At 51.7% G+C, this 13,511-nt stretch carries 11 protein-coding genes; 3 read left to right on the plus strand and 8 right to left on the minus strand.

Annotation, left to right across the window (positions count from 1 at the left end):
- The first annotated feature begins 2 nt into the window (after positions 1 to 2).
- Positions 3 to 716, plus strand: coding sequence for a molybdopterin-dependent oxidoreductase (locus tag L0Y31_RS18780; RefSeq protein WP_234734625.1), 714 nt, complete (start codon positions 3 to 5; stop codon positions 714 to 716).
- Between the two features lie 51 nt (positions 717 to 767).
- Here the strand turns inward: L0Y31_RS18780 and L0Y31_RS18785 are convergent, their stop codons facing one another.
- From L0Y31_RS18785 to L0Y31_RS18820, 8 genes are all read right to left on the minus strand, one after another.
- Entirely contained in the window at positions 768 to 4,880 is a 4,113-nt protein-coding gene (locus tag L0Y31_RS18785) for a putative Ig domain-containing protein (protein ID WP_234734626.1), read from the minus strand.
- 372 nt (positions 4,881 to 5,252) lie between these two features.
- Positions 5,253 to 5,987, minus strand: a complete 735-nt coding sequence (locus L0Y31_RS18790) for an esterase family protein (RefSeq protein ID WP_310587112.1) — start codon at positions 5,985 to 5,987, stop codon at positions 5,253 to 5,255.
- Positions 5,988 to 6,053: 66 nt separating this feature from the next.
- Positions 6,054 to 6,647: a GDSL-type esterase/lipase family protein gene (locus tag L0Y31_RS18795; protein WP_234734627.1), complete on the minus strand. Its 594-nt coding sequence runs from the start codon at positions 6,645 to 6,647 to the stop codon at positions 6,054 to 6,056.
- Between the two features lie 58 nt (positions 6,648 to 6,705).
- Positions 6,706 to 7,419, minus strand: a complete 714-nt coding sequence (locus tag L0Y31_RS18800) for a DUF3784 domain-containing protein (protein WP_234734628.1) — start codon at positions 7,417 to 7,419, stop codon at positions 6,706 to 6,708.
- 63 nt (positions 7,420 to 7,482) lie between these two features.
- A complete protein-coding gene (locus L0Y31_RS18805) occupies positions 7,483 to 8,535 on the minus strand; it encodes a sugar phosphate isomerase/epimerase family protein (protein WP_234734629.1) in 1,053 nt (350 codons plus the stop codon).
- Between the two features lie 141 nt (positions 8,536 to 8,676).
- Positions 8,677 to 9,099: a four helix bundle protein gene (locus tag L0Y31_RS18810; RefSeq protein WP_234734630.1), complete on the minus strand. Its 423-nt coding sequence runs from the start codon at positions 9,097 to 9,099 to the stop codon at positions 8,677 to 8,679.
- A 63-nt stretch (positions 9,100 to 9,162) separates the two neighbouring features.
- Positions 9,163 to 10,308 (minus strand): Gfo/Idh/MocA family protein, encoded by a 1,146-nt coding sequence (locus L0Y31_RS18815; RefSeq protein ID WP_234734631.1) that lies wholly within the window; start codon positions 10,306 to 10,308, stop codon positions 9,163 to 9,165.
- Positions 10,309 to 10,559: 251 nt separating this feature from the next.
- Positions 10,560 to 11,693, minus strand: a complete 1,134-nt coding sequence (locus L0Y31_RS18820) for a Gfo/Idh/MocA family protein (protein ID WP_234737204.1) — start codon at positions 11,691 to 11,693, stop codon at positions 10,560 to 10,562.
- A 174-nt stretch (positions 11,694 to 11,867) separates the two neighbouring features.
- Between L0Y31_RS18820 and L0Y31_RS18825 the strand changes: the two genes are divergently transcribed.
- Positions 11,868 to 13,112, plus strand: a complete 1,245-nt coding sequence (locus tag L0Y31_RS18825) for an MFS transporter (protein WP_234734632.1) — start codon at positions 11,868 to 11,870, stop codon at positions 13,110 to 13,112.
- Between the two features lie 84 nt (positions 13,113 to 13,196).
- Positions 13,197 to 13,436: a Uma2 family endonuclease gene (locus tag L0Y31_RS18830; protein WP_234734633.1), complete on the plus strand. Its 240-nt coding sequence runs from the start codon at positions 13,197 to 13,199 to the stop codon at positions 13,434 to 13,436.
- The last annotated feature ends 75 nt before the right edge of the window (positions 13,437 to 13,511 follow it).

Below are 13,511 nucleotides of genomic sequence, written 5' to 3' on the forward strand. Positions count from 1 at the left end.
CTATGGAAAGCGCACCGCAGGATCCTACCAATTCAAAGCTCGACCGCATCGTTGAAGCGCGCATGAAGCTCAAGCGCCGGTTTGAGCAAGACATGGAAAACACCCCTTCCATGGCGGATGATAAACCGCTGGGCAAGGGGCCAACCAATCGGCATGGGATGCCACAAATTCCCAAAAGCCAGACAGTTACTAAGAAATGGCCGGTTCTTGATCTGGGGTACCATCCCAATATTCCGCTAGACAAATGGCAACTAAATCTGGATGGGGAGATCGAAAATCCAACCCGATTGAAATGGGCCGATTTCATGGCGTTACCCCAAACCAACGACGTGAGTGACTTTCACTGCGTCACTACCTGGTCGCAGTTGGATATGTCCTGGGTCGGTGTTCGCTTCGCCGATCTGGCTGCTTTAGTCATGCCGAAGGACACGGCTACGCACGTCATGTGCTACGGCTATGATGGATACTGCACGAATTTGTCGTTGGTAGAAGCATTAAAGCCCGACGTTTTGCTAGTGCATACGTTTGATGGGCAACCGCTTCCCCTTGAACACGGTGGCCCCGTGCGCATGATTACGCCCCAGCTTTACGCTTGGAAAGGTTCGAAGTGGATTAAGCGGATTGAATTTCTGGCGGGGGACAGCAAAGGTTTTTGGGAAGAGCGGGGCTATTCCAACACGGCTTATCCGTGGCGGAACGACCGTTATAGCAAATAAAAAAGCATAAAACAGGCGCGCTATAGAAGCGCGCCTGTTACTGAAAACCACTTATTTTTTAAACACTTTCAGGCCTTTAATTACCCGGCCATCCTTCTTCACCGAAAGAATATAAAACCCTGTTTTTAAAGACGATACCGGTAGCACCACACGCTGTCCATCAACTGCGTGGGGCGTTACTGGCGTTTCATATCCCGTTGGTGAAGCAATTGCATAACCCAGTTCCGACGGATTAAACGCCGCTGGAATGGTTACCGTGATTTTATCTTCCACGGGATTCGGATAGCTCAACCAGTTTCCTTCGGCGTCCGTTGCTTTTTCTTCAGCAGGGGCAGCAACCCGGCCTCCACTTGGCGAACAGGTATAGCTTTTTGTTGAGGTAGTCAGAAAACGATCGGAACCCGCATATTTAGCGGTCATAGTGTGCCCCCCTGGCGTCCGGTATTGAGTAGGTATCTGGAAACTAAAGCCGTGCAGACCGTTGTCACCCAATACACCCGCCAGATCTGACCGATACTGATTGGCGAAAACAGTGGTCACTAATCTACCGTCAATATACAAATCCACGCTGATGGACTGATTCAAGCGCCCCCGATCAGCGGCCCAGCCCGAGGCCGTGGTGCAACCCGCCTGGTCCAAGTGCCCCTCTGGATTCACATATGCCGTGGTGGGCGGTGGGTTCGTCGGTGGTGGCGTGGTACCTGCCGGACTAATCGTCAGCACAAAGGTGGTCTGCACCGAGAGGTTGCCCGAGTCAGTGGCCTTCACCGTCACAGTCGAGGAGCCCGCCGTGGTGGGTGTACCGCTGATGCTCAACCCACTGGCCGAAAGCCCCGCTGGCAAGCCTGTGATCTGGTAGGTGGTGATGTTGTTCTGGGCATCCGAGAAGGTGCTGTTGGGAATGGCGTACGAATACCCCACCCCCACCACTCCTGCCTGAGCCGGAATAGCCTGAGCTACGGTAGGAGCCGTGTTGGCAGGCGGAGGCGTACTGCCACCGGCACAGCTATAGGTCTTGCTGGCGGTGCTCAGCAACCGATCCGAACCTGCATACTTCACCGTCAGGGTGTGGGTGCCCCCAGTCTGGAACTGGGTCGGGATCTGGAAGCTAAAGCCGTGTAGACCGTTATCGCCCAGGTGCGTTGCCAGATCCGACCGAAGCAGATTGGCCAGTACCGTGCCCGCCAGGGTGCCATCTACATACAAATCCACACTGATAGACTGGTTCAAGCGTCCCCGATCAGCCGCCCAGCCCGAAGCCGTGGTGCAACTCGCCTGATCCAAGTGCCCCTCTGGATTCACATATGCCGTACTGGGCGGCGGGTTGGTTGGCGGGGGATTCGTCGGTGGTGGCGTGGTGCCCGCCGGACTAATCGTCAGCACAAAGGTGGTCTGCACCGAGAGGTTGCCCGAGTCGGTGGCCTTCACCGTCACGGTCGAGGAACCCGCCGTGGTGGGTGTGCCGCTGATGCTTAAGCCACTGGCCGAAAGCCCCGCTGGCAAGCCCGTGATCTGGTAGGTAGTGATGTTGTTCTGGGCATCCGAGAAGGTGCTATTGGGCACCGAATACGAGTACCCCACCCCTACAACTCCTACCTGAGCCGGAATGGCCTGAGCTACGGTGGGAGCCGTGTTGGTATTAGTCGGAGGCGTGCTGCCACCGGCACAGCTATAGGTCTTGCTGGCGGTGCTCAGCAACCGATCCGAACCCGCATACTTCACCGTCAGGGTGTGCGTACCCCCAGTCTGGAACTGGGTCGGGATCTGGAAGCTAAAGCCGTGTAGACCGTTATCGCCCAGGTGCGTTGCCAGATCCGACCGAAGCAGATTGGCCAGTACCGTGCCCGCCAGGGTGCCATCTACATACAAATCCACACTGATAGACTGGTTCAAGCGTCCCCGATCAGCCGCCCAGCCCGAAGCCGTGGTGCAACTCGCCTGATCCAAGTGCCCCTCTGGATTCACATATGCCGTAGTGGGCGGCGGGTTGGTGGGCGGGGGGTTCGTTGGTGGTGGCGTGGTGCCCGCTGGGCTGATCGTCAGCACAAAGGTGGTCTGCACCGAGAGGTTGCCCGAGTCAGTGGCTTTCACCGTCACAGTCGAGGAACCCGCCGTGGTGGGGGTGCCGCTGATGCTTAAGCCACTGGCCGAAAGCCCCGCTGGCAAGCCCGTGACCTGGTAGGTGGTGATGTTGTTCTGGGCATCCGAGAAGGTGCTGTTGGGAATAGCGTACGAATACCCCACCCCCACCACTCCTGCCTGAGCCGGAATGGCCTGAGCTACGGTAGGAGCCGTGTTGGCAGGCGGAGGCGTACTGCCACCGGCACAGCTATAGGTCTTGCTGGCGGTGTTCAACAACCGATCCGAACCCGCATACTTCACCGTTAGGGTGTGGGTGCCCCCGGTCTGGAACTGAGCCGGGATCTGGAAGCTAAAGCCGTGCAAGCCATTATCGCCTAACACCGCTGCCAGATCCGACCGGAGTTGATTGGCCAGCACCGTGCCCACCAGGGTGCCATCTACATACAAATCCACGCTAATGGACTGGTTCAAGCGTCCCCGATCAGCGGCCCAACCTGAGGCCGTGGTGCAACTCGCCTGATCCAAGTGCCCTTCCGGGTTAACATAAGCCGTGGTCGGCGGCGGATTCGTCGGTGGCGGTGTGGTACCTGCCGGACTAATCGTCAGCACAAAGGTGGTCTGCACCGAGAGGTTGCCCGAGTCGGTGGCCTTCACCGTCACAGTCGAGGAACCCGCCGTGGTGGGTGTGCCGCTGATGCTTAAGCCACTGGCTGAAAGGCCCGCTGGCAAGCCCGTGATCTGGTAGGTGGTGATGTTGTTCTGAGCATCCGAGAAGGTGCTGTTGGGAATGGCATACGAATACCCCACGCCAACCGTAGCCGTTTGAGCGGGAATGGCCTGAGCTACGGTAGGAGCCGTGTTGGCAGGCGGAGGCGTACTCGGCCCTTGTTGAGCCGTTTCCTGATAGCCAGGCAGCCAGGGCTGCGAGGCACCTAAGAAATTGGCAGAAACAGCATCGGCCCACAGTTGACCAGCCCGATTTTGACCATCCGGTGTCAAATGGATTCCATCCGGGCGATGGGGCGAGGCGAGGCCCGTGTCATAATCCGGTCCCGGAAAAGCATTGGGCTGCTGGCTCATTTGCTCTTGCACAGAGCGAATATGCGGAAATTTTATAATTGGCTGGTTCGGCTGTGAAGGAAGAATCTGCGGGGTTGCGCGGTTAATCATAACAGCTAAAGGAGCATACCCTAAATCATTTCGAGCCTGCGCTACCCACGTTTTATAATAGTCCAGCAGTTGACTAACATTCTGATTCTGGTAGTCATTCTGTCCATGATCACAAAGAATTGCCCGTACTCCTAAATACCTGACATACCGATCCAGCGTATTTTTTACGTTGATGTAGGGCATTCGGATGCTTGAATGAACAAAGCTGTGCTCGAAAGGCAAGCCCTGGGCCGATTTAGCCCAATGTTCCAGGTTTGTTCCCCCAAAAGCAGCGTTAAAAATCAAGACTGGAACGTTATAGCGTTGCGCTACGTATTCGCCGAATTTGCCCCAGATGTGTGGATTATAGCCGAAAGGACCCGGTCGCGCAGAGTTGTTGTACTGACTGAAAACCAGGCCGCTTAATTTCTCCGGGTTAGCTGTTCGCTCGTAATCCTGAAAATTGGCATCGTAGGGCTGGTAGACCTGGTTTACCCGGTCTTCGGCAGTTCCGTCGGTCGAGGTTTCGTTTCCCTGCGATACGGAATGGCCAGCAATAATAAAAACTTCGCCAATGCCCACCCGCTCAAGCGTGGATGCGGCGGTTACTCCGCTGGTCGAAAGTGAGCGAATTTCAAGATTATACCAGCCGGCGCTTCCGGCAAGTCCACCCGAAAACTGATTGTTTTCGATGGTGTAATCAATTACTTTCCAGTCGGTGGACGTTCCCTGATTGTCTCGGGCAACCAACCTCGCTTCCACGCGATTTGTTCCCGCAGCACAGGTTCCTTTTACGGGTATGACGGCCTGGTTCTGGTTGTTACGCTGGAATACAGCGCGGGTTTTTGGATCAGAGATTTGAAGTTGTGCCACCGTGTAGAGTGGCGATGCAATCATAGCTAACTGCAAAAGCAGCTTGGGTAAAAGTCGCATAGTGGATGTTTTTCATAAGTTTTCCGTTTAAAGTTGTGCAGCCACGTCACGAGGCTTTTTGCTGGTGATGGCTGCGATTTTAGTATACTAAGTGAAGAAAGTGGCTTCTGCCGGACTAGCGGCATTTGTACGCTCAGTTGAAGGTTGCCTTTTCTGTAAGGCTTCGTTCGTCAATTCATTTTTAAGTCATTGAATCCTCCGCAAAATGATTTATTCAATTTTCCGGTTTATCAAAAACAATGCCGATTGTCGAGTTATTCAGGGAGGAGGTAGTGGTAGGCAGTATGCTTGCACTTCTAGAGCGCTTGATACTCAGTAGAGAAGAAAATAACGCTAATAATAACAGACTAATAACCAGTTACTTATAATAAATTACAAATAGAGCTGCACCATTTTTTGCCAGTGAACTGCTTCGTGCGCACGTCCATCCCAAATGTACAGCTCGTGGGAAATACCTTTGGATTTTAATATTTCGCTCAGTACCAGATTGCTATTTAGAAACGGATCTTCAGTGCCAATTACCAGCACAATTTCCATCCGGCGTAATTCCGTCAGAATTGCGTCGTTTTCCAGATTGGGCAGGTAGTGATTGGGGTTATGGAAGTAAATATCCTCGTTGTAATAATCATCAAACAGCCCCCGAAATCCAGGAGTAGGAACAGCGATGTCGTAGCGGCCGCTCAGGGCCACGACTTTACCAAAAAGGTGCGGGTGCCGAAAGGCAACATTTACCGCGTGGTAGGCCCCCAGGCTACAGCCGTGCGCAATCAGGAACGGCTGGGGGTTAAGGTGCTGCGTAAAGGGCAGCACCTCCTTCAGAATATACTGTTCGTATTGGTTGTGGCGCTCAATCCGATTTTGGGGCGGCGTATATTTATTATAAATACTTTCGCTATCGACACTATCAACGCAGAATAACTGTAGCCAGCCGTTGTTAATTGGCTCCGCCAGCGCACCCAGCATGCCAAAATCCTCGTAATCGTAAAAGCGGCCGTGACGAGTCGGGAAAACCAGTACGCGTGCTCCGGCATGCCCAAAAACGAGCATTTCCATCTTTCGGTGGAGATGCGGACTAAACCACTCGTAATATTCACGCTGCATGGTCATACTGAATAGTTAACCGAAAATCGGATGATTTTACGAACCCTCTGTTAGCAAAACAGAAAGAAATCGTTAAAAGATTTCGGGATGCTGAAGCAAAACCTGTTTCCAGAGCTGGTATCCGGCCTTGCTCAGGTGCAGCCCATCCGCCTCAAACAGTTCCCGACGCGGCTTTCCTGCGGCATCAAGCATGGGCGTGTGCACATCAATATAGACACAGAAGGGCAATTCGGCTATTTTTTTTCGGATCATTTCGTTGGCAAAGCGAATGCGGTCAACCAAGTTCCAGCGCGCCGGACTGGCTTTGATGGCCATGAATGCCAGCCGAACCCCGGGTAGCTGCCGCGCCATCTTCTCGGCAAAGGCACAGAAAAAGAGATACACTTCTTCCGGGTGGCGACCGTCGCCCAGGTCGTTATCGCCCGCGTAAAAAATCAGGGAGGTAGGGTGTGCCGGCAAGACCAGCCGATCGAAGAACCAGGCACAGGCGGCCAGTGTAGAGCCACCAAAGCCAAGGTTTACGGGTTTATACTCGGGAAAATCCTGCGCCAGACCTGTCCAAAGCCGAATGGAGGAACTGCCGTAAAAAACCACATTATCGGGTTCGATGATTTCTTTTTGAATTCTTTTTTCGAGGAGACGAACTTCTTCTTCGTACCAAAACATACTTTAATATCTAATATCCACAAAGGTAACCAGTGTTTCCCTCTGCTGTCCCGGCAATTCAGTTTTCTTTTAGCTTTTGGTACAAATCGCTGGCTGAAACCTCACCTGAGCTGATGTAAATTTCGCGCGTGTCGGTCTTCAATTTCAGATAAGGTTTGTTTTTCGTATTGACCAGCAAGGTGATTATTTTTCCTTCTTTGGTCTTAAACTTTCCTTTCTTATGATTTCCCATCGCAAAACCATTTGTCTTTAACGCGATTTTGGGCAGCTCATCGACCAGCTCGACGGCTTTGATTGATTTTCTGGGAATCTGCTCGCCATACATCCCGTCAATAATCAATTCTTCCCTGGTCACTTTTATCGGATTAGCCTCGGTGCCATTGCGCAGCAACATAGTAACGGCGATGATTACTACTACCATCAGTCCAATCGGAAGAATAGCTATGCGGCGCTGCTGTTTAGTGGCGGTGGCGGTACGTCTACTTTTTACAACAAAAAAAAGATAAGCCATTAGCGGATATAATACCATAACAATACCGGCGGCGTCTTTATCGATCAAAAAATGCAGCACTAGTACCGAAATCAGAAGCGATATACCCAGAAACACATGAAAGCGCTTGAAGAACCGCAAATAGGCTGCAATGTCGATTTTAGCCCGCTCTTCCTCCGACATGGTGTTATAGCCCGACAGTAGATACCGGGCATTGTCCGGCGTGACGATAAAGCCAATGGCGATGAAAAGCAGGGATAGAAAACAGACGATTGCAACCATAGCGATTCGATCAGACGAATAAAGAAGGCCGGACAAAACCGGCCTTCTTCGTTTTTCAAAACCTTACAAGCCTAAAACTCGCTTGTTAAATTCCTCATCAGCGCCTGTTCCGGCGAAGTCGTCGAAAGCGCGTTCGGTGACCCGGATGATGTGGCTGTCGATGAACGGTGCACCTTCTGCCGCACCCTGCTCTGGATGCTTGATGGCGCACTCCCACTCCAACACGGCCCAACCGTCGTAATCGTACTGCGACAGTTTGCTGAAAATACCACCGAAATCAACCTGGCCATCGCCTAACGAACGGAACCGGCCCGCACGCTCAACCCAGCCCTGGAAACCGCCGTAAACGCCTTGTTTTCCCGTCGGATTGAACTCGGCATCCTTGACGTGGAAGGCATAAATCCGGTCGTGGTAGAAATCAATAAATTGCAGGTAATCCAGCTGTTGCAGCAAGAAGTGGCTCGGATCGTAGTTGATCCCCGCCCGTGGATGACCATTGACGTGATCGAGGAAGGTTTCGAACGTAATTCCATCGTGCAAATCTTCGCCCGGATGCAGCTCGTAGCCAACGTTGACCCCGGCTTCGTCGAACGCGTTCAGGATCGGCAACCAGCGTTTCGCTAGTTCCTGAAAACCTGTCGTAAGCAGTCCCGCCGGACGTTGTGGCCAGGGATAAACAAACGGCCACATCAACGCGCCCGAGAACGTTACGTGCGACGTCAGGCCCAGGTTTTGGCTGGCTTTGGCGGCCATGATCAACTGGTTGGTAGCCCACTCCTGCTGCTCTTTGGGGCTGTTAGCTAGTTCCGCCGGACCAAAGCCCGCGAACATCGCCGAATAAGCCGGGTGAACCGCCACCAACTGCCCTTGCAAGTGCGTCGACAGCTCGGTAATTTCTACGCCAATATCAGCCAGTTTTCCCTTGAGCTCATCGCAATACGTCTGGCTTTCCGACGCTTGTTTGAGGTCAATCATACGCGGGTCCCAGGTTGGTATCTGAATACCTTTATACCCCAGGTCAGCCATGTATTTGGCAATAGAATCCAATGAATTAAAAGGCGCTTCATCGCCTAAAAACTGCGCTAAAAAGATAGCTGGCCCTTTGATGGTTTTCATGGTTTTAAAGAGCGAGAGAGTGAAAGAGCGAAAGAGTGACGGACGATGAAATTAACATCCGGGAGCGAAATACAAGCCCCTGCCCAACTTTCGCTCATTCACCGCCCGGCGACCCGGTCTTTGTCTCTTTCACTCTTTATTTCAGTCGCCCGCTGTTTTTCGTGATTTTGACAAGATTTTAAGAAGCTGATTTCCTTCGTCAATTAAATCAGCCAATCGATGTTCTGGAATGAGGTCTGTTAGAATAAGTGTTTCGAGCCAGAAAAGCGATTCGTCCAACTCCTCTAGCGAAATACTAAGCTTTGCAAAAAACTCTTTCTGACTTCTACTTCGCCTGACAGCTCTGAAATTCGCTGCTGCCGAGGAGGAAGACCGAATAAGCTGACGTCCGAAATGCTGGCTCTCAAAATTATCCGGCAACGAACGACAAAGTTTGACGCAGCGAAGCATAAACATCTTCAACCGGCGTTCAATATCGTCCAGAAACTGTCCTTTCGAATAGTTTGAGTAATTCGCTGGCTGTTCACCAACCAGTTCATTATCGCAGTTGTCAATTTCACTCATTCGCTCAATCATTCTTTCGCTCATTCTATCATTCACTCACCGCGCGGGCGGGCCCGTCACAATTTAAACTTCAACCCACGCCTGTTTGCGGTTTGATTCCAGGATTTTCTCGCAAATCAGCAATTCCCGGTAGCCATCGGCAAAGGTTGGGAAGGTTGGGTTTTCGGGTTGCTTGCCCGCTTCGATGGCGGCGTAAACTTCCTTGAACATTTGCTTCGACGTATCCGGGAAGCCTTCGTTATGACCGCCAGGGAACGAAATAACCGACCGCGCTTCGGCATGGGCCAGCGACGGGTCACGCATCAGGCTTTCGTTGTAACCATCGCGGTTACCAATCCACATTTCGTTCGGCGCTTCCGAATTCCAAGCAAACGTTTTCTTCGACCCGGCGATTTCCAGTTTCATCTGGTTTTTCCGACCCGCCGATACCTGCGACACCGTAATGACACCCCGGTTGCCGTTGTCAAAGCGCAGCAGCACGTTGGCGTGGTCTTCCGTGTTGATGGGTACATCGGCGTAATCTTCCGGTTGCAGCATCTTGCCCGAATACGTTTCGACCGGCTTCAACGGCTTCTTGCGGGTTTTGTGGATGGTGTTAAAGTCAGCCATTACTGCCACCGTTTTCAGGCCCGTGATGTACTCGATAATGTCCATCAAGTGAGAACCGATATCGGCAATGGCGCGTGAATCGCCCGATTTGTCCGGCTCAAGCCGCCAGTTGTAATCTGTTTCGTAAAACAGCCAGTCTTGCAAATAAGAACCGATAATGGAATATACTTCGCCCAGATCGCCTTTCTCGCGCATCACTTTCATCTGGCGGGCCAGCGGATAATACCGCAGGTTGAAGTGCACCGCGTTGACCAGCCCCGATTTAGCCGCCAGTTCCACCAGTTCCCGCGCTTCGTCCAGGTCCTTCGCCAAGGGCTTTTCGCAGATGACATGTTTACCGGCTTCCAGCGCCGCTTTCGACTGTGAGTAGTGCAGGAAGTTTGGCGTACAGATGTGTACCGCCTGGATGTCGTCCTGTTTCAGCAAGTCCTCAAACGTATAAGCGCGCTCGATACCGAGTTGAGCAGCTTTCTGCTGCGCCAGTTCCAGATTTACTTCGCAAAGAGCAGCCACTTCTACATTGGGCAAGCGACGGAGGGCTTCGATGTGAGCGGGTCCAATGAAACCTGTCCCGACGACACCAACTTTAATTTTTGACATAGATTTAAAGAGCGAGAGAGTGAATGAGCGAAAGAGTGAACGAACGAAAGATAAGCTCTTGCCCAGCTTTCGCTCTTTCACACTTCCCGCTCTTTCACTCTTTGATGCAGTCGCTCACTGATTTATAGAATTTGGTTAAAATTAGTTCTCTAAAGGCAACTCGCATCGCCCGCTTTCACTTATTCACCGCCTGACGGCCCGGTATTCCCCACCATCGCTCTTTCACAATTCACTCTTTCACTCTTTGCCCTTCATTGAACAAACTTCGTCCACTTCTGCTCGGACTTGTTTGAGGCAATGACTGTATCGATGAAAGCTAAGCCGCGAACGCCGTCTTCGGCACCCGGGAAGTCATAGATTGGATCGTGTTCTTCGCCGTTGATGTGCGCTTTCACGGCAAAGGCAAAGTTGCGGTAAAGATTGGCAAATGCTTCGAAGAAACCTTCCGGGTGACCCGCCGGCATCCGCCAGTGCGCCTTGGCCGAAGCAGACAAATCCCCCACATTTGGCCGAATAATCCGCTGGCCTTCCTGCGTTTTGTATTTGAGCGTATTCGGTTCCATCTGGTGCCACTCGAGGCCGCCCAGTTCCCCGTACACGTAAATTTTGAGCGAGTTTTCTTCGCCGTTGGCAATCTGGCTGGCGTGCAGTACCCCTTTCGCGCCGTCTTCGAAGCGCAGCAGAATGTTGCCGTCATCGTCCAGCAGGCGACCTTCAACGAAGGTAGTCAGGTCGGCGCAAAGTTCGGTTATTTTAAGGCCGGTAATGTACTCCGCCAAGTTTTCGGCATGCGTACCGATGTCGCCGATACAGCCTGCCGCTCCCGATTTAGCCGGGTCGGTCCGCCAGATGGCCTGCTTGTAGTTATTGCCTTCTTCGTATTTGGAAAGCCAGCCCTGCGGGTACTCCACCACCACTTTCCGGAGCTTACCCAGTTTGCCGCTCCGCACCATGTCGCGGGCTTCTTTCACCATCGGGTAGCCCGTATAATTATGCGTCAACGCAAAGACCAGGCCTGACTTCTCGATGGTCCCGGCCAGCGTCTTGGCTTCTTCCAAATTCAGCGTCATGGGCTTATCGCAGATGACGTGGAAGCCATTTTCCAGGGCCATTTTCGCCGGTGGAAAGTGCATGTGATTTGGCGTTACGATGGAAACAAAATCCATCCGCTCACCTTCGGGAAGCTCTTTTTCACGCTGAATCATTTCCTCAAAGCTGGTATACACCCGCTCGTCGGAAAGGTACAGGGCTTTACCGGTAGCCTTTGATTTTTCGGGGGTTTGGCTGAACACACCACATACCAACTCGATCTCGTTGTCGAAGGCCGCCGCCCGGCGATGAACGGCTCCAATGAAAGCATCTAAGCTCCCACCAACCATTCCCATTCGCAGTTTTCTTTGAATCATATCTGTATTGACTGAGAATTAATCCTGAAATATGGCGGGGAAATTAGCAGGTTTCCTTATTTTTCGGAAATTTTGTATATTTTCAATCATAAAATACTACTTAAAGAAACCAGTTGCTTCAACTAAACCTCTCTCAAAATAATTATGTCAACAATGCAAGTAAACCAAAGCCGGCTCTTCAACGCCAGTTGCTTTGCGCTCATTACCACGGCTTTCTCCTTTAGTATTCGGGCTGGGATTCTACCACAGTTAGCGACGGAGTTTGGACTAACAGCCACTCAATTGGGCTTTATCAATTCCATGTTTTTCTTTGGCTTTCCCATCTCAATGGTTATTGGAGGATTGGTTTATCACACCGTCGGTCCGAAAATAATTATGCAGGTTGCCTTCGTGGCCCACACGTTAGGAATTCTTTTGACCATTTACGCAGGAGGTTACACAGGGTTGCTGGTTTCCACCTTTTTTATCGGTTTTGGTAATGGTTGTACCGAAGCAGCGGCCAACCCAATGATTGCCGATATGTACCAGGGCGAAAAAATGAATAAGATGCTCGCCCGCTTTCACATGTGGTTCCCGGGTGGAATTTTCATTGGTAGCTTGATTTCAAAATTCATGACGGATGCGGGATTCTCCTGGCAGGCCCAAATCTGGGTCATCATGATTCCGACCCTGATTTATGTCTTCCTGTTCTTCGGACAGGCATTCCCTAAACCACAGGTAGAAGGTGCTACGTCGCTGTCCAAAAACTTCAAGGCCATGCTGACGCCGCTGTACATCTTTATTTTCTGCTGCATGGCTCTTACAGCCATCACTGAATTTGGTCCGTCGCAGTGGGTAGGTTTGATTATGTCTAAAAGTGGTGCCAGCCCGATGTTGATTCTGGCGTTGACTTCCGGCTTGATGGCCATTGGTCGTTTCTTCGCGGGACCTCTTGTTCACAAAATCGATCAGACCGGTGTGCTTTTGGCTTCGGCGGTTTTTGCAACCATCGGTATCTATCTTCTTAGCACGCAAACCGGAAACGGCGCTTACGTTGCCGCCTTCGTTTTTGCGATTGGTGTATGTTATTTCTGGCCAACCATGATTGGTTTTGTAGCCGAGCGTATTCCGTTGAGCGGTGCCTTGGGTATGTCGATTGTTGGGGGCGTAGGAATGCTTTCGTCCTCTATTTTCCAGCCAATTATCGGTGGTTGGATTGACGACCAACGGTCTGAAAAAGCCGCTCAGGGACTGACGGGCGACGCGCTGGAACTAGCCGCTGGACAAGCCACACTGATTAACATCATGACCTTCCCGCTCATTCTGATCGTTGCTTTCACCATTCTGTGGTTTATCATGCGGAACCGGAAACCCGGCCACGTTGACGAGCGCGCTCTGGCTGAGCAACCTCAGTTGTAAGCTTTTTTTATTCGATATTACGCAGCAAACCCCGTCTCTTTGAGCGGGGTTTGCTGTTTTTTTAGCGCTTGTTGTATCTTAAACTTGACAAAATACGACCGAGGCGAGAAATTTCGTCTTTACCGCAACCTTCCTACCTTGCGAGAATACGTCATGATTGACTCTCAACGCATTCGGGCGGAAGTTTTTCGCAAAAGTGATTCCAGTTTCTGGGTGCTGGCTTCCGAAGCAAACTCTATCGAAGGCAGTATCACGCTGGAAAGTATTGGACTGACCCTTTCCATGCGTGCACTTTACGCAGATACCGAAGATTTGCTAGACTAATCGACTCTTTCCTGCTTCCTGTGTTAGTCATTCTTAGGATTCACTGATTATCAACCTTCTACCTTCCCGACTTTG

The sequence above is a fragment of the Tellurirhabdus bombi genome, from assembly GCF_021484805.1.
In the GTDB taxonomy this organism is placed as follows: domain Bacteria; phylum Bacteroidota; class Bacteroidia; order Cytophagales; family Spirosomataceae; genus Tellurirhabdus; species Tellurirhabdus bombi.

Bases quoted from the DNA above. Each gene is read 5' to 3' on its own strand.
- L0Y31_RS18780 (WP_234734625.1), top strand. From the start codon at position 3: ATGGAAAGCGCACCGCAGGATCCTACCAATTCAAAGCTCGACCGCATC.
- L0Y31_RS18785 (WP_234734626.1), bottom strand. From the start codon at position 4,880: ATGCGACTTTTACCCAAGCTGCTTTTGCAGTTAGCTATGATTGCATCG.
- L0Y31_RS18790 (WP_310587112.1), bottom strand. From the start codon at position 5,987: ATGACCATGCAGCGTGAATATTACGAGTGGTTTAGTCCGCATCTCCAC.
- L0Y31_RS18795 (WP_234734627.1), bottom strand. From the start codon at position 6,647: ATGTTTTGGTACGAAGAAGAAGTTCGTCTCCTCGAAAAAAGAATTCAA.
- L0Y31_RS18800 (WP_234734628.1), bottom strand. From the start codon at position 7,419: ATGGTTGCAATCGTCTGTTTTCTATCCCTGCTTTTCATCGCCATTGGC.
- L0Y31_RS18805 (WP_234734629.1), bottom strand. From the start codon at position 8,535: ATGAAAACCATCAAAGGGCCAGCTATCTTTTTAGCGCAGTTTTTAGGC.
- L0Y31_RS18810 (WP_234734630.1), bottom strand. From the start codon at position 9,099: ATGAGTGAAATTGACAACTGCGATAATGAACTGGTTGGTGAACAGCCA.
- L0Y31_RS18815 (WP_234734631.1), bottom strand. From the start codon at position 10,308: ATGTCAAAAATTAAAGTTGGTGTCGTCGGGACAGGTTTCATTGGACCC.
- L0Y31_RS18820 (WP_234737204.1), bottom strand. From the start codon at position 11,693: ATGGGAATGGTTGGTGGGAGCTTAGATGCTTTCATTGGAGCCGTTCAT.
- L0Y31_RS18825 (WP_234734632.1), top strand. From the start codon at position 11,868: ATGCAAGTAAACCAAAGCCGGCTCTTCAACGCCAGTTGCTTTGCGCTC.